Genomic DNA, 25,463 nt, shown 5'->3' on the forward strand with positions numbered 1-25,463 from the left:
ATGCGCGGCACGACCGCGCACCGGCGCCCGCGCGCCGGACCACCACGCCCGCCACCGCGGGCACCGACGCAGGAGGCCGGATGACCACCACCGCACTGGACGCCTACGGGCCCGACGTCCGCGAGGCCGTCGCGCGCGCCCGCGAGAAGGTCAGCGCGCTGCACGCCGAGCTGCCCCGCTGGGGCCTGGTCGTGTGGACCGCGGGCAACGTCTCGCAGCGTGTGGTCGTCGACCCCGCCGGCCCCAGCGAGCGCGACCTGCTCGTCATCAAGCCGTCGGGCGTCACGTACGACGAGCTGACGCCGGAGTCGATGGTCGTGTGCGACCTGCAGGCGAACCTCGTCGAGGGGGACCGGGCGCCGTCGTCCGACACGGCCGCGCACGCGTACGTCTACACGCACATGCCCCACGTGGGCGGCGTCGTGCACACGCACTCGACGTACGCCACGGCCTGGGCGGCGCGCGCCGAGCCCGTGCCGTGCGTGCTGACGATGATGGCCGACGAGTTCGGCGGGGACATCCCGATCGGCCCGTTCGCGCTGATCGGCGACGACTCGATCGGGCGCGGCATCGTCGAGACCCTGCGCGGGTCGCGCAGCCCCGCGGTGCTCATGCGCAACCACGGCCCGTTCACGATCGGCAAGGACGCCAAGGCCGCCGTGAAGGCCGCGGTCATGGTCGAGGAGGTCGCGCGGACCGTCCACATCAGCCGCCAGCTCGGCGAGCCGCTGCCGATCGCGCAGAGCGACATCGACTCGCTGTACGCCCGCTACCAGAACGTCTACGGCCAGCACTGAGGCTCGGCCACGAGGGAGATGCACCGATGAGCAAGGCCTACCCGGACCAGGAGATCTGGTTCCTCACGGGCTCGCAGGACCTGTACGGCGAGGAGACGCTGCGCCAGGTCGCCGAGCAGTCGCAGGAGGTCGCCGCCGCGCTCGACGCGTCCGGCGACGTCCCGGCGAAGGTCGTCTGGAAGCCGGTCCTCAAGGACTCGGACTCCATCCGCCGCGCGGTCCTCGACGCCAACTCGGACGACAAGGTCCTCGGCGTCATCACGTGGATGCACACGTTCAGCCCGGCCAAGATGTGGATCACGGGCCTGGACCTGCTGCGCAAGCCGCTGCTGCACCTGCACACGCAGGCCAACGTCGAGCTGCCGTGGGACAGCATCGACATGGACTTCATGAACCTCAACCAGGCCGCGCACGGCGACCGGGAGTACGCGTACATCGCGACGCGGCTGGGCCTGGCCCGGACCACCGTGTCGGGGCACGTCTCGAACCCGGCCGTGACCGCGCGCATCGGCACGTGGGCCCGCGCGGCGGCCGGCTGGCAGGCCGCGCAGGACCTCACCCTCGTGCGGTTCGGTGACAACATGCGCAACGTCGCGGTGACCGAGGGCGACAAGACCGAGGCGGAGATCCGCCTGGGCGTGTCGGTCAACACGTGGGGTGTGAACGACCTCGTCGCCGCGGTGGCGGCCGTCGACGACGCGAGCGTCGACGCGCTGGTCGCGGAGTACGAGGACCTGTACGACGTGGTCCCGGAGCTGCGGCGCGGTGGTGACCGCCACGAGTCGCTGCGGTACGCGGCCCGCCAGGAGATCGCGCTCGAGCGGTTCCTCACCGAGCGCGGCGCCAAGGCGTTCACGACGAACTTCGAGGACCTGGGCGACCTGCGCCAGCTGCCCGGCCTGGCCGTGCAGCGGCTCATGGCCAAGGGCTACGGGTTCGGCGCCGAGGGCGACTGGAAGACCGCCGTGCTCGTGCGCGTCGCCAAGGTGATGGGCGCCGGGCTGCCCGGTGGCGCGTCGCTGATGGAGGACTACACGTACGACCTCACGCCCGGTGCGGAGAAGATCCTCGGCGCGCACATGCTGGAGATCTGCCCGACCCTCACGACGTCGACGCCGCGCGTGGAGATCCACCCGCTGGGCATCGGCGGCAAGGAGGACCCGGTCCGCATGGTCTTCGACGCCGACCCCGGCACCGGTGTCGTCGTGTCGATGGCCGACATGCGTGAGCGGTTCCGCCTCACGGCCAACGTCGTCGACCTCGTCCCCCCGACGGCCGACCTGCCGAACCTGCCGGTCGCGCGTGCCGTGTGGGAGCCCCGCCCGGACTTCACGACGTCCTCCGAGTGCTGGCTGACCGCCGGCGGCGCGCACCACACCGTGCTGTCGACGGCCGTCGGGATCGAGGCGTGGGAGATCTTCGCCGAGCTCGCGCGCACCGAGCTGCTGGTCATCGACGAGGCGACCACGCGTCGCGGGTTCGCCGACCAGGTGCGCTGGAACCAGGTGTACTACCGGGTCGCACAGGGCCTCTGACCTCCCGGTCCGACCCCGAGGGCGGGTGCGGCGGCTGCGGCCGGCGCACCCGCCCTCGTGCGTGCGGGCCCTCCGTGCCGCGCGCGACGTGCACACCGCCACGAAACCACCTCTGACGTGCGACATCACCCGGTCCGCCGATGCGCGCACCCCGTCCGCGTCGTACGGTCGGAGGAGCACGTCAACGGTGACGTGCGCAGCGCGTCGACGGTGACGCGCAGAAGGGAGCGTCGTCGTGCGGACGCACTCACGGACGCTGGTCTGGGCCCTGCGGGCCTTCCTCGCCACCACGGGGGCCCTGCTCATCGTGGTCGTCGACGCGGTGCTGAGCAGCCCGTGACGCCCTCGCGTCCGCCGTGGCGGACGCGAGCAGCACCACGAGCGCGACCCCGCCGGTCCAGACCGTCGCCGCCACGAGGCCCGCGCTCACGTGGTCGACCACCAGGGCCACCACCGGGTCGCCCAGGACCGCCGCCGCCGGCCCGGCGAGCACGGCGGCGCGCACCACGCGCACGCCGACGAGCACGGCGCTCGCACCGAGGACCGCGGCCCCGGCGACCCAGGCCGTGGCGCGCGCCCGGCGGCGGGCGAGGGCCACCGCGCCCGCCGCCGCCGCGCCGGCCGCCCAGGGTGCCCACGCCGCGGCGCCCTCCGCCCGGCCCACCGTGCGCTGCAGCCGCTCGGTGGTGCCGCCGTCCAGCACCGGCACGACGACGGTCACGTGCGGGACCACGGCGTCCGGGACGCCGGCGGCGACCACGCCACCGCGCACGACGTCCGCCACGCGCGTGAGGTCCAGCGTCGTGCGGCCCTGGTCGTCGACGCGGGCCGCCGCGTCGGGGTCGTCGCGCAGCGTGCCGACGAGCTGCCGGTGGAACGTCCGGTTGACCGCGACCCACACCGCACCGAACCCGTCGGAGTCGACCACCTCGACCGACCGCTCGTGCACCACGTCGCCGATGCGGCGCTCGACGTCCGCGGCGGCGTCGTCGCCCAGCGTGCCCGGCAGCAGCCCGACCACGTCGTCCAGCGGCAGCGCCGCCACGACGCCGCCCGCGACCCGGTCCGCCACCGCCCCCTGGAGCCGGGGGTCCGCGGCGAGCGGCGCCACCAGGCGCACCCAGTCGTCCGTGTCCAGCAGCGTGCTGCGGGTCCACGTGCCGACGAGCGCGACCGGCGTGGTCACGAACGTGAGCACGACGAGGACCGCGACGACCCCCGGCCGGCTGAGCACGCGCCGATCCTGCCCGATGGCCCGCCTGCCGGCACGCCGGACGTCGGCGGTGGACGGCCAGGTCGGCGCCCGCTCGCGGGCCGGGGAGCGAGGGCGGGACCCGTCCGCGCCCGAGGCGGGCGAATCATGGCGAATCGGACGGTTCAGGACGCATACTGTCCAGGACGTGCGTCGGTACGGCGCACCGGGGAGGGTTCGGCATGCACACGCAGCGACGCGGCAGAGCGGAGACGTGGGTCCTCCGCGTCCTGCTCGCCGCGTTGGGCGGTCTGCTGCTGCTCCTGGTCCAGGTCGCCGCGGGGGACGGTGCCCACGCGCGGACCCCCGGGGAGGCGCCCGCCCTGCCGGCCGCGGCGGTCGCCCGGGGGGCGGGTCCCGCGCTCGGTGGCGCCGTCGCGCACGCCGCCACGGGGGACCCCGGAGCCCCGACGGGGTCCACGGACCCGGACGGGACCACGGTTCCTGACGCGTCGACGGTCCCGGACGGTTCCACCGTGCCGCCGGAGGCCTCCGATCCCCCGGGGGACCCTGCGCCCGTGGACCCGGCTCCGGTGGACCCGGCTCCGGTGGACCCGGCTCCGGTGGACCCGGCTCCGGTGGACCCGGCTCCGGTGGACCCGGCCCCGGTGGACCCGGCCCCGGTGGACCCGGCCCCGGTGGACCCGGCGCCGCCGGTCGACGCGCCGGCCGTCGAGCCCGCGCCGGACGAGCCCGCACCGCCCGCGACCGACGAGCCGGTCCAGGATCCCGCGACCGTGCGACCGGTCGCCGGCACCGACCGGGAGACCGTCACGCGCACGGACCCGGCGCTGCCCGCCACGGCCACCCTCGTCCCGACCGACCGTGCCGTCCTGGACCCCGTCGCCGCGGTACCGACCCCGGACGAGGTCACCGCCGCGGGCGCCGCCGCCCTGCTGCTGCGCGAGCTGCGCGCCTCCCCGCGGGAGCAGGGTCCCGCGGCCCTGGTGCGCCCCGAGCCCTCGGTGGCGTCGCCGGCCGACGCGTCGAGCGTCGGCACGACGGCCGCGCTCATCGAGACCGTCGCACCCGCCCCGGCGACCGTCACGTCGCCGGCCCTGCGGACGCCCTGGCCCACGGCGCCCGGCCCTGTCGGACCCCAGCCCGAGGCCCCGGCCGTCGTCACGGCCACGCCCCACTCCTCGCCGGGCCAGGTCGCGCTCGCGTCGACCCCGACGGTCCCGACCGTGCTGGTCGAGCGGCCCACGACGCCCGCGCCGGTGGCGCTCGCGACCCGGGGCGGCACACCCGGCGCCGGTGCCGTCACGCCGCGTGCCGGCCCCGCCGCCGCTCCGGTGCCCCGCCTGCGACCGGTCGTCCCCGCACGCGTGACGACGTCCCCGTCGTCCGACGTGCTGCCGACCGATCCCGAGCGCGACGTCCTGCCGATCCCTGCCTGACCGGACGGACGCGCCGCGCGCGACGTCCGGCGCCCCTCGTGGCGCCCCGGTTCCCCAGGCAAGGAAGTCGATGATGCACACGTACCTCCGCAGCGCGCTGCCGACCACCCGCCTCGCCGCCGGTCTCGCCCTCGCCACCGCGGGCGCGCTCCTCAGCGGCAGCGGCCACCTCCTGCCCGGCGCGCTCCTGCTGGCCGCCGCCGCGGGCACCGCCGTCGTCCACCGGCACCGGCCCCGCCGGGTGCAGGCCCCGGACGCCGCTCGGGCGACGCCCGCACCCCTCCTGCCGACGCAGCGCCGCGCGCCGCAGCCGGTGTCCGGCCACCCGGCGGTCGCCGGGACCGGCACGGCCCAGCCCGTCGCTACCGGCGCCGCCGGTGCGGCGCCGGTGCCGCCCGGTGCCGGCACCCCCACCGACCTGCGGGTGCTGCCGCACGGCGCGCTGCCCCGTCAGCGGCGGCCCTCCGCGGGATCCTGACGGCGCTCACGGCACCGCCGCGGCCCCGGCGCGCGGGCCGGGCGCGGGCACCGGTGCCCGCGCCGTCGGGTCGTGCGCCGCGGGCGGCCGACCGGCGAGCCGGCGCGTCAGCGCGTGGCGTCGAGCCGGGCCAGCTCCTCCGCCACGTCGAACCCCGGGACCGGCCACCCGAGGTCGAGGTCGGCGAGCGCCCGGTGCAGCAGGGCGCTGACCGCGAGCCGGGCGTACCACCTGTCGTCGGCCGGGACGACGAACCAGGGGGCCGCGTCGGTGCTGGTCCGGTCGAGCACGTCCTGGTAGGCCGCCTCGTACGCGGGGCGCCGGGCCCGCGCGTCGACGTCCGACGGCGCGTACTTCCACAGCTTGTCCGGCCGCTCGAGCCGCTCGCGCAGCCGCCGGAGCTGCTCGTCGGGGGAGACCCACAGCAGCACCTTGACCACCGTCGTCCCGGAGGCCACGGCCTTCGCCTCGAACCGGTTGATCTCGTCGTACCGGCCCTCCCAGACGTCGGGCGCGACCAGCCCGTCCACGCGCGCCACGAGCACGTCCTCGTAGTGGGAGCGGTCGAACACGCCGATGCGGCCGGGCCGGGGCAGGGCTCGCCGGATGCGCCACAGGTAGTGGTGCCGGGCCTCCTCGGGCGTCGGGGCGCCGAACGCGTGCAGGGCGACGCCCTGGGGGTCCACGAGGCCGAGCACGTGCCGCACGATCCCGCCCTTGCCGGACGTGTCCAGGCCCTGGAGCACCAGCAGCACGGACCGGTCGCCCCCGGTGCGTCCGTGGGCGTACAGACGCTCCTGCAGCTCGGCCAGCTCACCGCCGATCGCGCCGAGCGCCTCCCGGGTCTGCGCGCGCGACGCGTCGAAGCCCGGCGTGCCGGCGGCGTCCAGCTCCGTCAGGACGAACCCGGGGCGCACGCGCAGCAGCTCGATCGCGGCGTCCCGCTGCACGGCCAGGCCCTCGACCGTCGCCTCGCGGGCCGCGGCGGACCGTGCGGCGGCCTTCCGCTCGGCCTCGGCGGCCTTCCGCTCGGCCTTCTCGACCTTGCGCGCGGCCTTCGCCAACTTCTCGGCGGCCTTCTGGCGTGCCTTGCGGCCCGCCTTGCCCTCGTGCTTCCCGGTGCCCTGGGCGTCGGGCCCCTTCCGGGACGCCTTCGTGCCCGACGACTTCTCGGACGCCTTCGTGCCGGACTTCTTCGCCATGGTGGTCTCCTGGTCGAGGGGCGACGTGCGGGCCGGGCGGGTGAGCAGGTCAGGGCCGGGCGGCGAACCTCTCGAGCAGGTCGGCGTGACCGCCGACGATGACCAGGTCGTTCGCCGAGATGCGTGTCTCGGGGGTGGCGTACTGGAAGTCGATGCCCGGTGACTTCACCCCGATGATGGTGACGCCGTAGCGCTCGCGCACGCGGGACTGGGCCAGCGTGAAGCCCTGCGTCTCCTTGGGCGGGCGCATCTTGACGACCGTGAACCCGTCCTCGACCTCGATGTAGTCGAGCATCTTGCCGCTCACGAGGTGCGCGACGCGGGACCCGGCGTCGGCCTCCGGCAGGACGACGTGGTGCGCGCCGATGCGCTGCAGGATCCGGGCGTGCTCGGAGCTGATGGCCTTGGCCCAGATCTGCGGCACGCCGATGTCGACGAGGTTGCCGGTGATGAGCACCGACGCCTCGAGGTAGGACCCGACGCCGACGACGGCGACGGGGAACTCCCGGGCGCCGAGCTGCTCGAGCGCCTCGGGGTTGACCGCGTCGGCCTCGACGAGCGGGACGCGCCCGGACCACTGGGCGACCAGCTCCGGGCTGCGCTCGACCGCCAGCACGTCCTGCCCGAGCCGGTCGAGGGTCGCGGCGATGGCCGACCCGAACCGTCCGAGCCCGATGACCAGGACGCCGGATCCCTTCCGCGGGGTGCGCGGTGCGGTGCGCGGCTCGCCGCCGCCCGCGCGCAGGCTGTCAGCCAATGATGGGCCTCTCCTCCGGGTAGCGGATCACACGACGACGGTTGCGCAGCGCGAGCGCCGCGGCAAGCGTCATCGTGCCGGTCCGGCCGATGAACATGAGAACGACGAGGACGTACTTCGCGGGTGTCGGCAGGTCGGCGGTGATCCCGGTCGACAGGCCGCACGTCGCGAACGCCGAGATGACCTCGAACAGGACGCGGTCGAGCGTCAGCCCGGTCATGGCGAGCAGCAGCAGGGACGCGATCAGCACGATGGTGGCGGAGATGAAGCCGACCGCGATGGCGACCTGCAGCGTCTCGCGCGGGATCCGGCGCCCGAACGCCTCGACGTCGCGGTCGCCGCGCCCCTCGGCGACGATCGCGAGGAGCATGACGGCCAGGGTCGTCACCTTGATGCCGCCGGCGGTCGACGCCGAGCCGCCGCCGACGAACATCAGGGCGTCGAGCAGCAGCCACGTGCCCTCGTGCATCTGCCCGACGTCGACCGTCGAGAACCCGCCCGAGCGCGGCATGACGCCGGCGAACAGCGAGGCGAGGATCGTCCCGCCACCGTCGAGCGGGTGGAACGTGCCGGGGTTGGTCCACTCGAACGCCGCGACCACCACCGAGCCGAAGACCACCAGTCCGACGCTCGTGGTGATCGTCAGCTTGGAGTGCAGGCTCCAGCGCCCGGGCGAGCGCAGGTAGTGGGCGACGTTGAGGATGACCGGGAACCCGAGGGACCCGATGAACACGCCGACGATGATCGGCAGCAGCATCCACCAGTCCGAGACGAACGGCGCGAGCCCCTCGGGGGTCGGCACGAAGCCGGCGTTGTTGAAGGCCGAGATCGCGTAGAACAGGGCGTGCCACGCGGCCGTGCCCGGCGGCTCGCCGTGCACCAGCAGGCGCGGGAGCAGCACCAGGGCGATCGCGACCTCGAGCACGGTCGACGTGATGATGACCGTCCGGACGAGCGAGCCGACCTCGCCCAGGCGGGTCACCTTGGTCTCGGAGGAGACCAGCAGGCGCTGGGTGAGCCCGATGCGGCGTGACACGGCCATGCCGAGCAGGGACGCCAGGGTCATGACGCCCAGGCCGCCGATCTTGATCGCGACGAGGATGACGGTCAGCCCCCAGCCGGACCAGTACTCACCCGTGGGCACCACGACCAGACCGGTGACGGTCGTCGCGGACGTCGCGGTGAACAGTGCGTCGACCAGGGGTGCGCGCTCCCCGCTCGCCGTCGCGAACGGCAGTCGCAGCAGGACCGTGATCCCGCCGATGACCAGCGCGAACACCCCGAGGGCGAGGCGGGCCGGCGACTGCCGCGCGGACCGGTCGACGTACTCGCGAGCACGCCACAGCAGGCCGGGCCCCGCTGCCATCCCGCCTCCCGCTGATCGTGCCGACAGCACACTCTGGCACGCGCGGACCGGGGCCACGCGCGCACGGGACCGCGTGCGCACCCTGCGGCACGTCGGGTCGACACGTGGGGCGTGCGATGGGACGGTGTGGCCCATGGCCGCGACCGACGCCCACCCCGCCGCGCGCGACGCCGGTGCGGCGACGACCCTGCGGGCCGGGTGGTCGACCGAGCTGCTGGGGTACGACTTCGGGTTCGGTCACCCGATGACCTCGGACCGCATCGACCTGGCGATCGCGCTCGCCGCGCAGCTCGGCCTGCTCGACCGGCCGGACGTCGAGGTCGTGGGCGCGCGGGCCGCGTCGGACGAGGTGCTGGCCACGGTGCACGACCCCGCGTACGTGGCGGCGGTGCACGCGGCCGCCGAGCACGGCGTCCCGGACCTGGCGCGCGGGCTGGGCACGCGCGACGACCCGCTGTTCCCGCAGATGCACGACGCCGCGGCCCGCGTCGTCGCCGGCACCCTGGACGCGGTGCGCGCGGTGTGGGAGCGGCGCACGCAGCACGCCGTGAACGTCGGCGGCGGGCTGCACCACGCCCGGCCCGGGGCCGCGTCGGGGTTCTGCGTCTACAACGACGCCGCGGTCGCGATCCGGGACGTGCTCGCGTCCGGGGCGCGGCGGGTCGCGTACGTCGACATCGACGCGCACCACGGCGACGGCGTGCAGGACATCTTCTGGGACGACCCCCGGGTGCTCACGGTCTCGGTCCACGAGACGGGCCACGCGCTGTTCCCGGGCACGGGCTACCCGACGGAGATCGGCGGGCGGGGCGCGGAGGGCACGGCCGTCAACGTGGCGCTGCCCTCGCGCACGGGGGACGCGGGCTGGCTGCGGGCCGTCGACGCCGTGGTGCCCGCCGTGGTCCGCGAGTTCGCGCCCGACGTGCTGGTGACCCAGCACGGCTGCGACACGCACCGTCTGGACCCGCTGGCCACGCTGCGGGTGTCGGTCGACGCCCAGCGGGTGGCGGCGCACCTGCTGCACGACCTGGCGCACGAGGTGAGCGACGGGCGGTGGGTCGCGCTGGGCGGCGGCGGGTACGCGATCCTCGACGTGGTGCCGCGCACGTGGGCGCACCTGCTGGGCATCGCCTCGCACCGGCCGGTCGACCCGAGCACGCCCGTGCCGGAGGAGTGGCTGGCCGTGGTCCGGCAACGCTACGGCCGCGAGGCGGTGGCCCGCATGACCGACGACGCCCCGGCGACGTTCGTGCCCTGGTCGCGCGGGTACGACCCCGCGGACGACGTGGACCGGGCGATCCGGGCGACCCGGGCGGCGGTGTTCCCGGCGCTGGGGCTGGATCCCGACCTCGACTGACCGGGGTCCGGCGCGGGGGTGCTGGGCCGTGCGGGTGTCCCGTGCTTCCCACCTGTCACACGCGCAACTAAGGTGGTCTGGCACCCGGAACCTCGGGTGCGCGACGCCGGCGCGGCCCGGCCACCAGGAGGCCGGACATGGGCGAGGACCAGGGCGGACCGTCGGCCCGCGTGCGGTACCTCACGGTCGTCGAGGTCGCCGACCTCATGCGCGTCTCGCGGATGACGGTCTACCGGCTCGTGCACGCGGGTGAGCTGCCGGCGGTGCGCGTGGGACGGTCGTTCCGGGTGCCGCAGGACGCGCTCGACGCCTACCTGCGCTCGTCGGCGACCGTCGAGCCCGAGGCGTTCGGCGAGGAGAGGCGCAGCTCCTGAGCACGACCCGCTGCGGGTGCGCGGTCGGCCGTTCGCGGTCGCGGCGGCCCATCGCGTAAGGTGGGTGCTCGGACTTCTGCGTGCGTGGGTGATTCGGGTCGGCCCGATGCGCACCGCGCGTCGATCGACCACCATTCACGGCCCCCGGGCCGTGACCGGAACACGAGTGAGGACCGCATGGGCTCCGTCATCAAGAAGCGCCGCAAGCGCATGGCGAAGAAGAAGCACCGCAAGCTGCTGCGCAAGACGCGTCACCAGCGTCGCAACAAGAAGTGAGCTGACGCCGCAACGCGGCGAGCAGTGCACCGCGGGCCCGGTCGGATGACCGGGCCCGACGTGTGTCCGGGACCCGGCGTCATCTACAACGATGTAGCCTGAGGTCGTCTGCCACGCTGGACCACGTGGGCAGGGACCCCACGGGCCGCGGGCCGCGACGAGGGCGAGGGCGCACGGTGAACGGACGACGCAGCGGTGCTGTGACGATGCACGAGGTGGCGGCGCGCGCCGGGGTGTCCATCAAGACCGTCTCGAACGTCGTCAACGGGTACCCGTACATCCGCGACAGCACCCGCGAGAAGGTCGAGCTGGCGATCGCGGAGCTGGGCTACCAGCTCAACGTCACCGCGCGGAACCTGCGCCGCGGGCGCACCGGGCTCGTCGGCCTGGCCGTGCCCGAGCTGTCGCTCCCGTACTTCGCAGAGCTGGCCGACTCCGTCATCCGGGCCGCCGAGGCGCGCGGCCTCACGGTGCTCATCGAGCAGACCGGCGCGGTGCGCGAGCGGGAGCTCGAGGTGCTGCGCGGTCAGCGCCGGCAGTTCACCGACGGCCTCATCTACTCACCGCTCGCGCTCGGGCCCGACGACGTGGGCGAGCTCGAGGGCATCGACTACCCCATGGTGCTGCTCGGCGAGCGCATCTTCGGCGGCCCGGCCGACCACGTGACGATGCGCAACGTCGAGGCCGCCAAGGCCGCGACGCAGCACCTGATCGACCAGGGTCGGCGGCGCATCGCCGTCGTGGGCGCGCACGCGGGGGAGTCGGTCGGCTCGGCGGCGCTGCGCGTGCAGGGCTACGTCGCGGCGCTCGAGGAGAACGGGCTGCCGTACGACCCGGCGCTGGTCGGCGAGGCGGGGCTGTGGCACCGCGCGACGGGCGCGGAGACCATGGCGCGGCTGCTGGACGCCGACCTCGGCATCGACGCGGTGTTCGGCCTCAACGACGCGCTCGCGCTCGGCGCGCTGCACACGCTGCACCTGCGCCGCGTCGAGGTGCCGGGCGAGATCGCCGTCATCGGGTTCGACGACATCGACGAGGCGGCCTACGCGGCACCCACCCTGTCGACCGTGAACCCCGGCCGCGAGCAGATCGCCGCCACCGCGGTCGACCTGCTCGTCGACCGGATCGACGGCGCGCAGGACGACCGGCCGTTCCGCCAGGTCGTCGCCGACTTCTCGATCGTCGCGCGCGAGTCCACGATCGGCGACGCCGCGCACGTCTGAGCGGCGGCCGGCCGGCGGGACCGTCAGCGGGCGTCGAGCCGGTCCAGCCGCACGTCGACGAGCCACCCGGTGGCCAGCAACGGCACCGCCGCGCCGCCGAGCACCGCGAGCGGCGGGGCGACCCAGCACGTCGCGGCCCAGACGGCGGCGACGCCGAGCACACCCACCGCGGTGCCCGGGCCCAGCGCGGGCGCCAGGACGAGGAACCGCCACGTCGCCGGCAGGGGCGCGCGGTAGCGCCGCAGCACCGGGGCCGCGTACGCGAGGACCACGACCGCCCAGGCCGTGACCAGCCCCAGGCCCGCGGCGAGCACCGCGCGCACCGGTCCCTGCGCGGCCGACAGCGCCCAGGCGTCCGCCGCGAGCACCGCCGCGACCAGCCACAGCGGCGCGCCGACGAGCACCGCACGGCGCCACCCTGCCCGCCACGCGTGCCAGAAGTCGTGCCAGACGTGCTCGGAGGGCGTGCCCGCGGGCAGGCGGGCCAGCACGCGGCCGCCGGCGTCGAGCGCGGGGAACAGTCCCAGGACGACACCCCCGGCCAGGGTGCCGACGACCACGAGGGCCTGCACGGCCAGCAGGTGGGCGACCCACCGCAGGGCGGTCATCACCCCGCCGGTCCATCCCTGCGCGTCCACGTCCCCGATCCTCCCAGGCGCGTCAGGCGGGCCGGGTCGCGGCGGTGACCCGCCCGTGGTCGTCCAGCAGCACGGCGACCTGCGCCGCCACGTCCCGCACGGAGTCCCACGCCGGCAGCACGACCGCCTGCACGGGCGTGCCGTCGGCCCGGCGCGCGGCGAAGCGCCCGGAGCCGAGCGCGCGCACGTGCAGCAGGTCGAGGGTGCCCTCGTGCGTGCGCCGGACCGTCCGCGGGTCCGCGCCCACGTCGAGCACCTCCCAGGTGCCGGCGAGGACCGCGGGGTCGCTCGGCCACAGGGGCTCGTCGTCGACCTCGCGGGCCTGCCCCGCCCAGGGCTGCGGGCTGACCAGCGGCCAGCCGTCGTGCGTCCACACCAGGCGTCGCACCTGCACCCGGTGGCGCGTGGGGTCGTCCTCGTCGCGCACGTGGTGCACGAGGAGCTGACGACCCGGTGCGCCGTCGCGGGCGGGCTCGGTGAGCACCGCACCGTGGCCCGGCGCCCGCAGGCCCGGGCCGCCGGCGAGCCGGTGCCCGGCGAGCACCACGGTCCCCGCGTCGTGCGCCGGGTCGCGCAGGTCGCGGCCCGTGCGGTCGCGGTACGGCCCCGTGACCTCGTCGGCGACGGCGGCGCGCACGTGGTACGTCGAGAACAGCGAGTCCCACGACGCGAGCATCGCCCACCCGCCGCCGGGGCGGGGCAGGACGTACGCGCCCTCGACCGCCCCCTCGACCTCGGGGGCCCGGCGCGCCAGCAGGACGCCCGGGCCGGGGCTCGGCACGCCGGGTGCCGGGGCGTCGAGCGCCAGGCCCGTGACCGGGTCGAGCTCGAGGGCGTGGATCCCGCCGAAGAACGACCCGTAGACCATCCAGTGCCGCTCGACGGCACCCGTGGTGTCCACCACGACGGCCGCGTCGATCGCGTTGGGCGGCCCGTCGCCGTGCGGGGAGCCGGTCGCGTCGGGCGGCACCGCCGCGCTCGTCACGACCAGCCCGCGGTCGTGCCACGGCCCACCCGGGTGATCGGCCTCGGCGAGGCCGATCGCCGAGCACCGGGAGCCGAACGACGACGCCGACCAGTACATGCGCCAGCGGTCGCCCACGCGCACGACCTCGGGTGCCCACAGGCCGGTCGCGCCCGTGAGGGCCGCCGCGGCGGCCGGCACGCCGGGCAGCGCCCAGCCGTGGAACGTCCACGTCACCAGGTCGTCCGAGCGGCGCACCTGCACGCCGCCGCGGACCGGGCCGTCGGCGTGGGCGTCCGTCGAGAACAGCCAGTACGTGCCGTCGTCGTCGCGCACCGCGGTCGGGTCGTGGGCGTGCCCGGCCCCCCAGCCGGTGGTGTCGATGCTGCCGGCCGGGTCGAGGGTCGTCACGGCGCTACGCCTTGGAGCCGGTGAGCGCGACGGACTCGATGATCTGCCGCTGGAAGATCAGGAACACCACGAGGATCGGCAGCAGCGCGACGAAGGACGCGGCCATGATCAGCGGGTAGTCGCGCTGCGTGGCGTACTCCACGTTGAGGTTGGCGATGACGACCTGGAGCGTCTGCTTGCCGGGGGAGTTCAGGTAGAGGATCGGCCCGAGGTAGTCGTTCCAGACCGTCATGAACCACAGGATGAACTGCGCCGCGATCGCGGGGCGGATCATCGGCACGATCATCCGCCCGAAGATCGTCAGGTAGGACGCGCCGTCGATCTTCGCGGCCTCGATGAGCGAGTCGGGGACCGACTCCAGGTACTGCCGCAGGAAGAAGATCATGATGATGTTGCCGAACAGCAGCGGCACGATCAGGGGCAGCAGGGTGTCCACCCACTGCAGCCGCGAGAACATGACGAACTGCGGGATCATCAGGGTCGGGTAGGGGATCATCAGGCCCGACAGCAGGGCCAGGAAGATGACGTTCTTGCCCGGCAGGCGCATCTTCGACAGCGCGAACGCGGCGATCGAGGACGTCACCGAGCCGATCACGGTGACGGTGCCGGCGACGATGATCGAGTTCTTGAAGCCCGAGAGCACCGGGGCCTCGGTCCACATCCGTGCGAACGTCGCCCACTGCGGGGAGTCGGGCCACAGCACGGGCGGCAGCGCGAACACCTCGGGCTTGGTCTTCACGGCGGTGGTGAACATCCACAGCAGCGGTGCGAGCATCGCCAGGGCGAACACCGAGAGCACGACGAGCAGCAGCGCGTTGACGGCGCGGCTCTCGCGGCGCGCACCGGTGCCGGACGGGCGCCGGCCGCGGGTGGCCAGGTCGCGCGGGGGCAGGGTGGGGATGGTGGTCATGGCGGGCCCCTCAGTCGATGCTGAAGCTGTTGCGCCGGTTGAGGCGGAACTGGATCAGGGTGATGACGAGGATGAGGACGCCGAGGACCATGGCCATGGCCGTCGCGTACCCCATCTGCTGGTAGCGGAAGGCCTGGCGCCAGATGTACCAGACCACGGAGGCGGAGCTGAACTCGGGCCCGCCGTTCGGCGTCATGATGTTGATCTCGGTGAACAGCTGCGCGCCGCCGATGATGTTCGTGACGACCAGGAAGAACGTCACCGGTCGCACCATGGGCATCGTGATGTGGAAGAGCCGCTGCCACCATCCGGCGCCGTCGAGCGCGGCCGCCTCGTGCAGGGACGCGGGCACCGACTGGATGGCCGCCAGGTACAGGAGCATCGAGTAGCCCAGGCCCTTCCAGACCATCATGAGGATGATCGCGGGCTTGACGGTGCCGGTGTCCTGCAGCCAGTTGGGCCCGTCGATCCCGACGACGGCGAGCACCTGGTTGACCAGGCCGAAGTCGCCGTTGTACGCGAACTGCCAGACGATCGCGATGGCGGCCAGCGAGGAGATCACCGGCACGTAGTAGATGGTGCGGAACGCGGTCCGCCCGGGGATGCGCCGGTCCAGGGCGATCGCGAGCAGCAGCGCCAGGGCCAGGCCGATCGGGATCCCGATCATGTAGAAGAACGTGTTGAACAGCGACTGGTGGAAGTACTCGTCGCCGAGCAGCCGTCGGTAGTTGTCCAGGCCGGTGAACCGCATCGGTCCCAGCCCGTTCCAGCTCGTCAGCGACGCGTAGGCGGCGAACGCCACGGGGTAGAGCGTGAACAGCAGGAACCCGAGCACGGGTGGTGCGACGAACAGCATCGCCCAGCGGTGCTCGCTGCGGTGCAGCTGCCGGCGCTGGCGGGCGGTGCGCAGCGACGCACCGGCGTCCGTCCCCTGCGCGCCGGGCACTGCCGGCGGGGCCTCGGGGGCCGCGGATCGCGACATCAGGGTTCCTCTCGTGCGAAGGCGGGCCCGGCCGCCGGGTGGTCGGCGGCCGGGCCCCGGGGGTCAGCCTGCGAACGCCTGCTCGGCGTTGACGTTGGACTCGTCGAGCAGCGCCTGCATGCGCGGCTGCACCTCGGCGAGGTAGTCCGCCGCGGTCCGCTCGCCGTCGAGGACCGGCTGGATGTTGGTCCACAGCTCGTCGTACCAGGCCGCGCCGTACGTGTAGGCGGCCGGCATGGCGCGGCCGTAGTCCTGCACGATGTCGAGGAACTCCTTGCGGTTGGCGGGCTGCGCGTCGGGCTCGGCCGCCCACTCCTCGGCCATGTCGATCAGGTTGGGCACCTGGATGTTCGCGTCGACGAGCGTCTGCTGCGCCGTCGGGTCGGCGGACAGGTAGGTGACCAGCTGCACGGCCTCGTCGGGCATGTTCGTGGTGCCGGAGACGCCGATGCCGAGCGAGCCGACCCAGGTGCCGGAGCCGCCGTCACCGAGGGTGGGCCAGGGGATCAGGTCGTACTCGAACTCCAGGTCGTTGTAGACGCTGACGTCCCACGGGCCGACGGGGAAGAAGCCGAGCTCGCCGGCCATCCAGCGCTGGTACGTGTCGAGCGTCGCGGCGTCGGCCGCGGACGGGGTGACGCCGTCGACGGTGGTGAGGTCGGCGAACTCCTGGAGCGCCTCGGCGAACTCCGGGGTGTCGACGGTGACCTCGGTGCGGTCCTCGTTGACGAAGTCGCCGCCGTTGCTCCACACCAGCGACTGCAGGTTCCACTGGACGTTCGGGCCGGTGCCCCACTGGTCGACCGTGCCGTCGCCGTCGGTGTCCGTCGTCAGCTGCTGGCAGATGGCGACGTACTCCTCCCACGTGAGGGGGACGTCGGGGTCGGGCAGCGGGATGCCCGCGGCCTCGAACATCGTCTTGTTGTAGCCGAACGCGAACGGGCCGACGTCCTTGGGCAGGCCGTACAGGCGCCCCTCGGGCGTGCCCTGCAGCGCGCCGTCGAACCGGTAGGAGTCGACGCCGTAGTCCCAGATGTTGTCGAGGTCGACGCCGAGCTCGCCGACCTGGTCGGTGATGTCCATGAGGACCCCCGAGGCCACGTACGACTGCAGGTTCGCCTGCTCGATGTAGAACACGTCCGGCACCTTGTTGCCCGCGACGGCGGCCTGCAGCTTGGTCGCGTACTGATCGGCGTCGGTGACGATGACGTCCACCGTCACGCCCGTGTCCTCGGTGAACTTGTCGATGGCGGCCTGGTAGGCCGCCTTCTCGTCGGGTCCGCCGCGGAACATGAACGTCAGCGACCCGTCGTCGCCGCTGCCCCCGCTGCACGCGGTGAGCGACATGGTCCCCACGAGCGCCACGCACGTCATGCCGACGGCCAGCCTGCTCTTCCTCATCTGCCTGCCTCCCTGTCATGGGTCGGTCAGGTCACGGCGGTGGGGGCGGGGAGGCTGCGTCCTGCGTGCCGTCCGTCCGCCCCTGCTGGTCGTCGTTGACCTCTCCGACGTCCGTCTGAAACGTCGCGTTACAACGTTGAACTACAACGTTGCACAACGTGCCACGCGATCCGCCGCCGGTCAAGCCACGATCGCGTAACGACGCCCGGGCGACGCCGCGGCCGGCGCGGAGGGCGTGCGGGGCGGGGCGACGGTCGGCGCGCGCGCGAGGTCGCCACCGCGCGTTGACGCCCTCGTCGGCGTCGGGCAGGGTGGGGGCCTACAACGATGTAGAGCCGATCGGAGGAGCCTGACGATGACGTGGGCGCGCACGCCCCCCATGGGGTGGAACAGCTGGGACTGCTACGGCACGACCGTGACCGAGGCCGAGGTGCTCGCCAACGCGCGCTTCATGGCCGAGCACCTGGCGCCGTCCGGGTGGGACACGGTCGTCGTCGACATCGACTGGTCCGACCCCGACGCCCGCCCGCACGGCTACGTCGAGGACGCGCGGCTCGTGCTCGACGCGCACGGCTACCCCCAGCCGGCACCCGGCCGGTTCCCGTCCGCCGCCGACGGCACGGGGTTCACGGCGCTCGCCGCGCAGGTGCACGCCCTGGGCCTGCGGTTCGGCGTGCACGTGCTGCGCGGGGTGCCGCGGCGCGCGGTGGCCGCGGCGCTGCCGGTCCCCGGTGACGGCGGCTGGACCACCGCCGACGTCGCCGACCCCACGTCCACGTGCCCGTGGAACGGGCACATGGTCGGCCTGGACCACACCCACCCGGGCGCCCAGGACTGGCTGGACGGGCTCGTCGCGCAGCTCGCCTCCTGGGGCGTCGACCTCGTCAAGGTCGACGACATGCTGGCCCCGTTCCACGCCGACGCCGTCGCGGCGTGGGGCACCGCCATCGCCCGGTCCGGCCGGGACATCGTGCTGTCCCTGTCGCCCGGCACGCGCCTGTCCACCGAGCACCTGCCGGTGCTGCGCGAGCACGCGCAGATGTGGCGCGTCTGCGACGACCTCTGGGACCGCTGGGAGGACGTGCACGCCAACTTCGCGCGGCTCGCGCGGTGGGCGCCGCACCAGCGGCCCGGGGGCTGGGCCGACGCGGACATGCTGCCGCTCGGGCGCATCGGCATCCGCGCCGAGCGGGGCGAGGACCGCAGCAGCCGGCTCACGCCCGACGAGCAGCGCACCCTGCTCACGCTGTGGGTCATGGCACGCTCGCCGCTGATGATGGGCGGAGACCTGCCGACCTCGGACCCCGCGACCATCGCCCTGCTCACGACACCGGCCGTGGGACACGTGCTGCGCACGGGCACGGACGGGCGCGAGCTGCTGCGCGAGCCCGCCGGGGACGAGCACGACAGCGGCGAGGTGGTCGTGTGGGCCGCGCGTGCCGGCGACGGCAGCGGGTCGGTCTACGTCGCGGTGTTCTGGACCGGTGCCCACCCGCGCACCGAGCGGCTGCCGCTGACCGCGGTGCTCGGTGACGCCGACGCCGGCCGCGGGCCGTGGGCGGTGCGCGACCTGTGGTCCGGCGCCGACCTGCCCGACCCCGTGGTCACCACGCCCGAGCCCCTCGGCGTGATCGACCTCGACGTCCCGCCGCACGGCGTGCGGTGGGTGGAGCTGCACCACCCGCACCACCGACAGGAGCCCTGATGATCCCCGTCCGCCTCACCCTCGATCCGGCGTTCCGCGTCGCGCCCGTCCGCCGCCGCACGTTCGGCTCGTTCGTCGAGCACCTCGGGCGCTGCGTCTACACCGGCATCCACGACCCGGAGCACCCCACGGCCGACCAGGACGGGTTCCGCAAGGACGTCCTCGAGCTCACCCGCGAGCTGGGGGTGTCCACGGTGCGCTACCCGGGCGGCAACTTCGTGTCCGGGTACCGGTGGGAGGACGGCGTCGGTCCCGTCGAGCAGCGGCCGCGCCGCCTCGACCTCGCGTGGCACTCCACCGAGCCCAACACGGTCGGTGTCGACGAGTTCATGCGTTGGGCCGAGCGTGCGCAGGTCGAGCCGATGATGGCGGTCAACCTCGGCACCCGCGGCGTGCAGGAGGCGGTGGACCTGCTGGAGTACTGCAACGTGCCGGGCGGCACCGCGTTGTCCGACCTGCGGCGGGCCAACGGTGCGCCCGACCCGTACCGCGTGCGGATGTGGTGCCTCGGCAACGAGATGGACGGGCCGTGGCAGACCGGGCACAAGACCGCGTACGAGTACGGCCGCCTGGCTGCCGAGACCGGGCGTGCCATGCGCATGGTCGACCCGGGCATCGAGCTGGTGGCCTGCGGCTCGTCCAGCTCGGTGATGGAGACGTTCGGCGAGTGGGAGCGCATCGTGCTCACCGAGGCGTACGACCAGGTCGACTACATCTCCGCGCACGCCTACTACTGGGAGGAGGAGGGCGACCTCGGCTCGTTCCTCGCCTCCGCGGTCGACATGGACCACTTCGTGGAGTCGGTGACCGCGACGGCCGACGCCGTGCGTGCCGCCCAGCGCAGGAGCAAGCGGATCCACGTCTCGTTCGACGAGTGGAACGTCTGGTACCAGAAGCGTGCCGAGTCCCGCCCGCCGCGCGGTGACGACTGGCCGGTGGCGCCCGTGCTGCTGGAGGACCGGTACAACGTGGCCGACGCGGTCGTCGTGGGCAACCTGCTGATCAGCCTGCTGCGGCACTCCGACCGGGTGCACGCCGCGTCGCTCGCCCAGCTGGTCAACGTCATCGCGCCGATCATGACCGAGCCCGGAGGGCGGGTCTGGAAGCAGACGATCTTCCACCCGTTCGCCGCCGCCGCCCGGTGGGCCCGCGGCGACGTGCTGCAGGTGGCCGTCGAGTCCCCGACGTACGAGACGGCCCGCTACGGCGACGCCGCGCTCGTCGACGCCGTCGCGACGCGGGACGAGGAGACCGGCGACGTCGCCGTGTTCGTGGTCAACCGCTCCACCGGGGCGCCGGCCGCGCTCGACGTGGACCTGCGCGCCCTGCCGGGGCTGCGTCTGGTCGAGGCGTCGACGCTGGCCAACCCCGACCACACCTGGTCGGCCACGGCCGACGACGACACGTCGGTCGCCCCGCGGGCCAACGCGACGGCCCGGGTCGCGGACGGTCGGCTGAGCGCCGAGCTGCCGCCCGTGTCGTGGACGGTGCTGCGCCTGGGACCCGTCGCGTGAGCGTCCGCCGCCGGCGGGCGTGGGCGGCCGTCGCGGTCGTCGCGGTCCTGCTCGCCGGCGGCGCCGGGGTGCTGCTGCCGCGCACGCTGCTGCCCGCGCCGCCGGCCGCCACCGCACTCGACCCGGTGGGCGACGTGCGGACGCACGACCCCGCCCTCGTCGTCGGCGAGCCGGGGGAGCCCTGGTACGTGTTCTCGACCGGTGACGTGCGGGTGGGGCTGGGTGCCCCGCAGGTCCGGCGGTCCACGGACGACGGGCGCACCTGGGAGCTGGTCGGGACGGTGTGGGACGCCGCGACCCGCCCCGCCTGGGTGGAGGAGCGCATCCCGGGCGTCGAGAACTTCTGGGCGCCGGAGGTCGTCGAGCACGACGGGACCTGGTACCTCTACTACGCCGCGTCGACCTTCGGCTCCAACCGCTCGCTCATCGGCCTCATGACCAGCCCCACGCTCGACCCCGACGACCCGGCGTACGGCTGGGTCGACCGGGGGGAGGTCCTGTCCTCCGAGCCGGGGCGCGACGGCTGGAACGCCATCGACGCCGGCGTCCTCGACGTCGACGGCACGCCGTGGCTGGCCTTCGGGTCGTTCTGGGGCGGCATCCAGCTGGTCGAGCTGGCGTGGCCGGACGGCCTGCGGGCCGACCCCGACGCCCCGCCGCGGCGCATCGCGAGCCGGGTCGGCGCGCCCAACGCGATCGAGGCGCCGTACCTGCTCCGGCGTGACGGCTGGTACTACCTCCTCGTGTCCCGGGACACCTGCTGCCGGGGCTCGGACTCGACGTACAGCATCGCGGTCGGGCGCTCGCGCGACGTGACGGGCCCGTACGTCGACCGTGCGGGCCGTGACATGACCATGGACGGCGGCGAGGTCCTGCTGGCCGGCCGCGGGGACATGGTGGGGCCCGGCGGGCAGTCGTACTCCCGCGGGTTCCTCGCCTTCCACTGGTACGACGCGGCGGCCGGCGGCGACTTCCGCCTGGGCGTCCGCGAGCTCGCGTGGGACGCGGACGGGTGGCCGGTGGCGACGACGCGCGAGGAGCAGGCCGCGGACCGGGGGTGAACGGCGCGGGGTCGGCGGGCCGTCGTCAGAGCGGGCGCTCGAGGACGTAGTCGTCCTCGAGCCGTCCGCCGACCTGGAAGTGCCTGACGCCGACGACGGCGAACCCCTCACGGGTGTAGAACGACTGCGCGCGGGCGTTGTGCTGGTTCACGCCCAGCCACATGCCCGAGCCGCCCAGCGCGCGGCCGTGGTCGAACGACGTGCGCAGGAGCGTGGCGGCGACACCGGCGCCGTGGTGGTCGGGGTGCACGTAGCACTTGGACAGCTCGACGGTGGGGCGGATGTGGACGGCGGCGCGCGCGTCCTCGTCGGCGGGCTCGCCGGCGACGAGCACGGTGTAGCCGAGGAGCTCCCCGTCCGGGGTCGCGGCGACCAGCACGACACGTGCCGGGTCGGCCACGTGCTGCTCGAACCGCTCGGTGCTCAGGTGCGCCGCCAGGAACGCACGCTGGTCCTCGGGCGTCGAGCCGGGCGGGCACGCCAGGGGGAACGTCACGGCGGCGAGCGCGGCCAGGGCGGCGGCGTCCTGCGCGTCGGCGGTCCGCACGGACCACGTGGTCGTGGCGGTCACACGGCCCCCATCCGGCGCCGGACCGACCGCAGGACGGCGCGCGCCACCACGGCCACGGCCCAGGTCAGGCCCGCCAGGCTCGCGGCGTTCACCCCGCGGCGTGCCTGCCGGCGGCGGTGGCGGAACTCGCGCACGGGCCACCCGACCTCGGCCGCGTGCCGGCGCAGGCGGCGGTCGGGGTTGATGGCGCACGGCCGGCCCACGGTGGACAGGATCGGCACGTCGTTCGTGGAGTCGCCGTAGGCGTGGCACAGGGCCAGGTCGTACCCCTCGCGCTCGGCCAGCGCGCGGACGGCGGCGGCCTTGGCCTCGCCGTGCAGCAGGTCCCCGACCAGCCGCCCGGTGTAGAAGCCCTCCACGTGCTCGGCGACCGTGCCCAGCGCCCCGGACGCACCCAGGCGGCGGGCGATGAGCTCGCCGATCTCCACGGGCGTGGCGGTCACCAGCCACACCGCGTGGCCGTCGGCCAGGTGGGCGTCGAGCAGCGCCTGGGTGCCCGGGTAGATGCGCAGGCTGAGGACCTCGTCGTAGACGTCCTCGGCGATCGCGGTCACCTCGGCCACCGAGTGCCCGCGCATGATGTCGAGGGCGCGGGCGCGCACGTCGTCGATCTGGTCCTTGTCCTCGCCGAACAGCCGGTAGCGGGCCTGCTGCCCGGCGAACCGCACGAGGTCCAGCTTGCGGAAGAACCCGCGCCGGTACAGGCCGACGGCGAGGTGGAAGGCGCTGGCCCCCCGGATGATCGTGTTGTCGACGTCGAAGAACGCGGCCACGCGTGTGCCGTCGTCCACCTGCGCCGCCCGCGGCGTCTGCGCGGTGGCGGCCACGACGGCGGGCTCGTCCGTGCCGTCGCCCGTTCGCATCCCGACACTGTAACGAGCGCGGGGCCCGACGTGACGCAGGGTCCGCGACGTGCCCACGTGCCGGGGCGTGCCGGCGCCGGGGGCGGCACGGCTAGCGTGGGCGCGTGAGCGGGACGAGCGCACCGCGGGTGGTGCTGTACGGACGGGCCGGCTGCCACCTGTGCGACGACGCGCGGGCGCTCGTCGAGCGGGTGTGCGGCGAGGTCGGTGCGACCTGGGCGGAGGTCGACGTCGACGTGCCGGGACCCGACGGCCGGCTGCCGGCCGACGAGCTGGGTGAGCTGGTGCCGGTGGTCGACGTCGACGGGGTGCGGCGCGGGTACTGGCGGATCGACGAGGCGCGCCTGCGGCGGGCTCTCGCGGCGGGGGGCGGCAGGCCCTAGCGTGTGATCCTGGCGCCGGGGCCGTGCCCGGCGACGCGGGTGCGGAGGGTCAGTGGACGGTCGGCGCAGCGCAGCACGACGCGGGGCCGACGGCCGCGCGGGACGTGACGGCCAGCCGGTGCCGTCCGCCACGGTCGGGCGGCTGCCGGGCTACCTGCGGGCCCTCGAGGCGACCGCGGCGGCCGGTGCCGTCCTCACGTCGTCGGACGAGCTGGCGGAGCGTGCGGGCGTGACCCCGGCACAGCTGCGCAAGGACCTGTCGTACCTCGGCTCGTACGGGCGGCGCGGGGTGGGCTACGACGTCGCGCACCTGCGGGAGCAGATCACGGTGGCCCTCGGGCTGGCGGACGTGCGCCGGGTGCTGCTGGTGGGCGTCGGCAACCTGGGGCACGCCCTGGCGAACTACGCCGGCATCGCCGAGCGGGGCTTCGTGCTGGTGGGGCTCGTCGACGCCGACCCGGCCGTGGTGGGTACCACGGTGGCCGGGCTCGTGGTCGAGCCGGCCGACGACCTGGCGGAGGTGGTGGCGCGCACGGGGGCGACGATCGCGGTGCTGACGACGCCCGCGGCCGTCGCCCAGCAGGTGTGCGACGCGCTGGTCGCCGCCGGGGTGGTGGGGGTGCTCACGTTCGCGCCGTGCGCGCTGCGCGTGCCGCCGCACGTCGACGTGCGGGCGGTGGACGTGGCGTCCGAGCTGCAGATCCTGGCGTTCCACGACCGCGCGCGCAGCGCCGGCGGCGGGGTGTCGTGAGCGGGGGCGCCCAGGGGCGGTGCCGGCCGTGGCCGGACGTGCCGCGAGGGCGCGACGGGGGACGTCGCGCCCTCGCGGGCGGGGTCGGGGCGCGGTGCCCCGGTGGGGTGCGTCAGGCCTTGATGGCGGACACGTCCAGGTCGATGCGGACCTTGTCGGCGACGAGGACGCCGCCCGCCTCGAGCGCGGCGTTCCACGTGAGGCCGAAGTCCTTGCGGGAGATGGTGACGGTCGCCTCGAAGCCGGCGCGCGTGTTGCCGAACGGGTCCACCGCGGTGCCGTTGAACTCGGTCTCCAGCTCGACCTCGCGCGTGACGCCGTGGATCGTCAGGTCGCCGACGACCACGTGCTTGTCGCCGTCCGTGCGGATGGCGGTGGAGACGAAGGTCCACTCGCCGAACGTCTCGACGTCGAAGAAGTCGCCGCTCTTGAGGTGGCCGTCGCGGTTGGCGTCACCGGTGGTGACCGTCGACGGGTCGAGCGTCACGGAGACGGCCGAGGACTCCAGGTCCTCACCGACGGTGAGGGCGCCCGACGTCACGGCGACCGTGCCGCGGACCTTGGAGATGCCGGCGTGACGGACCGTGAAGGACGCGTCCGTGTGCGTCGGGTCGAGGTTCCAGGTGCCGGCGGTGAGGCCGGTGGGCAGAGCGGTCATGGGGGTCCTCCGCTGTTGGTGCCGAACGATTTCGTTGATTCGACAAGTAACTGTTGTTGACATTTCTACTACGGTGGGCTGCCGACCGCAACCCCGAGGAGGACACCCGTGCCCGACGACGTGCGCTGGCTCTCCGCCACGCAGCAGCGGGACTGGCGCGCGTTCCGCGACGGGACCGCGCTGCTGTTCGACGTCCTGGGGCGTGAGCTGGACGAGAGCAGCGGGCTGTCGATGGGGGAGTACGAGGTGCTGGTGCGGCTCTCCGAGGCGCCGCGCCGCGCCCTGCGCATGTCCGAGCTCGCGGACGACCTCGCGCACTCCCGCAGCCGGCTGACGCACACCGTCGCCCGCATGGAGCGCGCCGGCATCGTCCGGCGGGAGCCCGCACCCGACGACGCCCGCGGCGTGAACTGCGTGCTGACCGAGCACGGGTGGCAGGTGCTCGTGGCCGCGGCACCGGGTCACGTCGAGTCCGTGCGGCGGCACCTGGTCGACGTGCTGGACGACGCCCAGCTGGCCGCGCTGGGCGCGGCGATGCGCGTCGTCGTCACGCACCTGCGTGGCCCGGGGTGCCCGCCCGCCGCCGACGGGGCCGCCGCACCCTGAGCCCGCCGACGCGCGCACGGGCACGGCG

The 25,463-nt window shown here is 74.5% G+C and carries 26 protein-coding genes; 14 read left to right on the plus strand and 12 right to left on the minus strand.

What is annotated here, in order from left to right:
- The first annotated feature begins 80 nt into the window (after positions 1-80).
- Together BMZ16_RS04520 and araA are read left to right on the plus strand one after the other, a co-directional pair.
- Complete coding sequence (locus BMZ16_RS04520; RefSeq protein WP_089798338.1) at positions 81-797, plus strand: L-ribulose-5-phosphate 4-epimerase; 717 nt, start codon at positions 81-83, stop codon at positions 795-797.
- Between the two features lie 26 nt (positions 798-823).
- Entirely contained in the window at positions 824-2,332 is a 1,509-nt protein-coding gene (gene araA / locus BMZ16_RS04525) for an L-arabinose isomerase (protein ID WP_089798339.1), read from the plus strand.
- Between the two features lie 247 nt (positions 2,333-2,579).
- On the opposite strand, the gene BMZ16_RS19185 is transcribed toward araA, so the two are convergent.
- Positions 2,580-3,566, minus strand: coding sequence for a hypothetical protein (locus BMZ16_RS19185; RefSeq protein ID WP_177199585.1), 987 nt, complete (start codon positions 3,564-3,566; stop codon positions 2,580-2,582).
- 200 nt (positions 3,567-3,766) lie between these two features.
- Between BMZ16_RS19185 and BMZ16_RS19190 the strand changes: the two genes are divergently transcribed.
- Complete coding sequence (locus BMZ16_RS19190; RefSeq protein WP_177199586.1) at positions 3,767-4,984, plus strand: hypothetical protein; 1,218 nt, start codon at positions 3,767-3,769, stop codon at positions 4,982-4,984.
- 73 nt (positions 4,985-5,057) lie between these two features.
- A complete protein-coding gene (locus BMZ16_RS04540) occupies positions 5,058-5,462 on the plus strand; it encodes a hypothetical protein (RefSeq protein ID WP_143082755.1) in 405 nt (134 codons plus the stop codon).
- A 107-nt stretch (positions 5,463-5,569) separates the two neighbouring features.
- Here BMZ16_RS04540 and BMZ16_RS04545 read toward each other — a convergent pair whose 3' ends face one another.
- Genes BMZ16_RS04545 through BMZ16_RS04555 form a run of 3 tightly spaced genes read right to left on the minus strand, consistent with a single transcriptional unit; the run spans position 5,570 to position 8,787 of the window.
- Positions 5,570-6,664, minus strand: coding sequence for a PPK2 family polyphosphate kinase (locus BMZ16_RS04545; protein WP_089798343.1), 1,095 nt, complete (start codon positions 6,662-6,664; stop codon positions 5,570-5,572).
- Between the two features lie 49 nt (positions 6,665-6,713).
- Positions 6,714-7,409: a potassium channel family protein gene (locus tag BMZ16_RS04550; RefSeq protein ID WP_177199611.1), complete on the minus strand. Its 696-nt coding sequence runs from the start codon at positions 7,407-7,409 to the stop codon at positions 6,714-6,716.
- A 4-nt stretch (positions 7,410-7,413) separates the two neighbouring features.
- Positions 7,414-8,787 carry a TrkH family potassium uptake protein gene (locus BMZ16_RS04555; protein ID WP_089798344.1) on the minus strand — a complete coding sequence of 458 codons (1,374 nt, stop codon included), beginning with the start codon at positions 8,785-8,787 and terminating at the stop codon, positions 7,414-7,416.
- A gap of 133 nt (positions 8,788-8,920) precedes the next feature.
- Here BMZ16_RS04555 and BMZ16_RS04560 point away from each other — a divergent pair, with 133 nt between their 5' ends.
- The 4 genes from BMZ16_RS04560 to BMZ16_RS04575 all read left to right on the plus strand — a co-directional run bounded on the left by BMZ16_RS04560 (position 8,921) and on the right by BMZ16_RS04575 (position 12,017).
- Entirely contained in the window at positions 8,921-10,144 is a 1,224-nt protein-coding gene (locus BMZ16_RS04560) for an acetoin utilization protein AcuC (RefSeq protein ID WP_089798345.1), read from the plus strand.
- Between the two features lie 137 nt (positions 10,145-10,281).
- A complete protein-coding gene (locus BMZ16_RS04565) occupies positions 10,282-10,518 on the plus strand; it encodes a helix-turn-helix domain-containing protein (protein WP_089798346.1) in 237 nt (78 codons plus the stop codon).
- 177 nt (positions 10,519-10,695) lie between these two features.
- Complete coding sequence (locus BMZ16_RS04570) at positions 10,696-10,794, plus strand: 30S ribosomal protein bS22 (RefSeq protein ID WP_003792170.1); 99 nt, start codon at positions 10,696-10,698, stop codon at positions 10,792-10,794.
- Between the two features lie 206 nt (positions 10,795-11,000).
- Positions 11,001-12,017, plus strand: a complete 1,017-nt coding sequence (locus tag BMZ16_RS04575; RefSeq protein WP_089798739.1) for a LacI family DNA-binding transcriptional regulator — start codon at positions 11,001-11,003, stop codon at positions 12,015-12,017.
- A gap of 23 nt (positions 12,018-12,040) precedes the next feature.
- Here BMZ16_RS04575 and BMZ16_RS04580 read toward each other — a convergent pair whose 3' ends face one another.
- The 5 genes from BMZ16_RS04580 to BMZ16_RS04600 form a co-directional block, all read right to left on the minus strand.
- Positions 12,041-12,655 carry a YesL family protein gene (locus tag BMZ16_RS04580; RefSeq protein ID WP_089798347.1) on the minus strand — a complete coding sequence of 205 codons (615 nt, stop codon included), beginning with the start codon at positions 12,653-12,655 and terminating at the stop codon, positions 12,041-12,043.
- Between the two features lie 22 nt (positions 12,656-12,677).
- The gene (locus tag BMZ16_RS04585; protein WP_089798348.1) at positions 12,678-14,030 is read right to left on the minus strand and encodes an arabinan endo-1,5-alpha-L-arabinosidase; all 1,353 of its coding nucleotides are present in this window, start codon (positions 14,028-14,030) and stop codon (positions 12,678-12,680) included.
- Positions 14,031-14,034: 4 nt separating this feature from the next.
- The gene (locus BMZ16_RS04590) at positions 14,035-14,940 is read right to left on the minus strand and encodes a carbohydrate ABC transporter permease (protein WP_089798349.1); all 906 of its coding nucleotides are present in this window, start codon (positions 14,938-14,940) and stop codon (positions 14,035-14,037) included.
- A 10-nt stretch (positions 14,941-14,950) separates the two neighbouring features.
- Positions 14,951-15,922 carry a carbohydrate ABC transporter permease gene (locus BMZ16_RS04595; RefSeq protein WP_089798350.1) on the minus strand — a complete coding sequence of 324 codons (972 nt, stop codon included), beginning with the start codon at positions 15,920-15,922 and terminating at the stop codon, positions 14,951-14,953.
- 63 nt (positions 15,923-15,985) lie between these two features.
- On the minus strand, positions 15,986-17,323 hold the full coding sequence (locus BMZ16_RS04600; RefSeq protein ID WP_089798351.1) for an ABC transporter substrate-binding protein: 1,338 nt from the start codon (positions 17,321-17,323) through the stop codon (positions 15,986-15,988).
- 355 nt (positions 17,324-17,678) lie between these two features.
- On the opposite strand from BMZ16_RS04600, the gene BMZ16_RS04605 reads away from it, so the two are divergent.
- The 3 genes from BMZ16_RS04605 to BMZ16_RS04615 are packed head-to-tail and all read left to right on the plus strand — an operon-like array spanning position 17,679 to position 21,603.
- Positions 17,679-19,028, plus strand: a complete 1,350-nt coding sequence (locus BMZ16_RS04605; protein ID WP_089798352.1) for a glycoside hydrolase family 27 protein — start codon at positions 17,679-17,681, stop codon at positions 19,026-19,028.
- Positions 19,028-20,542 (plus strand): arabinosylfuranosidase ArfA, encoded by a 1,515-nt coding sequence (locus tag BMZ16_RS04610; protein WP_089798353.1) that lies wholly within the window; start codon positions 19,028-19,030, stop codon positions 20,540-20,542. The genes BMZ16_RS04605 and BMZ16_RS04610 overlap by 1 nt, the downstream gene beginning before the upstream one ends.
- The gene (locus BMZ16_RS04615) at positions 20,539-21,603 is read left to right on the plus strand and encodes an arabinan endo-1,5-alpha-L-arabinosidase (RefSeq protein WP_177199587.1); all 1,065 of its coding nucleotides are present in this window, start codon (positions 20,539-20,541) and stop codon (positions 21,601-21,603) included. The genes BMZ16_RS04610 and BMZ16_RS04615 overlap by 4 nt, the downstream gene beginning before the upstream one ends.
- Before the next feature lie 25 nt (positions 21,604-21,628).
- On the opposite strand, the gene BMZ16_RS04620 is transcribed toward BMZ16_RS04615, so the two are convergent.
- Both BMZ16_RS04620 and BMZ16_RS04625 read right to left on the minus strand, forming a co-directional pair.
- Positions 21,629-22,174 (minus strand): GNAT family N-acetyltransferase, encoded by a 546-nt coding sequence (locus BMZ16_RS04620; protein ID WP_089798354.1) that lies wholly within the window; start codon positions 22,172-22,174, stop codon positions 21,629-21,631.
- Positions 22,171-23,037: an HAD family hydrolase gene (locus BMZ16_RS04625; RefSeq protein WP_089798355.1), complete on the minus strand. Its 867-nt coding sequence runs from the start codon at positions 23,035-23,037 to the stop codon at positions 22,171-22,173. Before BMZ16_RS04625 ends, BMZ16_RS04620 begins: the two co-directional genes overlap by 4 nt.
- Positions 23,038-23,141: 104 nt before the next feature.
- On the opposite strand from BMZ16_RS04625, the gene BMZ16_RS04630 reads away from it, so the two are divergent.
- Entirely contained in the window at positions 23,142-23,420 is a 279-nt protein-coding gene (locus tag BMZ16_RS04630; RefSeq protein ID WP_089798356.1) for a glutaredoxin family protein, read from the plus strand.
- 52 nt (positions 23,421-23,472) lie between these two features.
- Positions 23,473-24,171, plus strand: coding sequence for a redox-sensing transcriptional repressor Rex (locus tag BMZ16_RS04635; RefSeq protein ID WP_089798357.1), 699 nt, complete (start codon positions 23,473-23,475; stop codon positions 24,169-24,171).
- A gap of 112 nt (positions 24,172-24,283) precedes the next feature.
- Here the strand turns inward: BMZ16_RS04635 and BMZ16_RS04640 are convergent, their stop codons facing one another.
- Positions 24,284-24,829 carry a YceI family protein gene (locus BMZ16_RS04640; protein ID WP_089798358.1) on the minus strand — a complete coding sequence of 182 codons (546 nt, stop codon included), beginning with the start codon at positions 24,827-24,829 and terminating at the stop codon, positions 24,284-24,286.
- Positions 24,830-24,937: 108 nt separating this feature from the next.
- Between BMZ16_RS04640 and BMZ16_RS04645 the strand changes: the two genes are divergently transcribed.
- A complete protein-coding gene (locus BMZ16_RS04645; RefSeq protein WP_255366358.1) occupies positions 24,938-25,435 on the plus strand; it encodes a MarR family winged helix-turn-helix transcriptional regulator in 498 nt (165 codons plus the stop codon).
- The last annotated feature ends 28 nt before the right edge of the window (positions 25,436-25,463 follow it).

It is taken from the genome of Cellulomonas sp. KH9 (assembly GCF_900114185.1).
Taxonomy (GTDB): Bacteria; Actinomycetota; Actinomycetes; order Actinomycetales; family Cellulomonadaceae; genus Cellulomonas.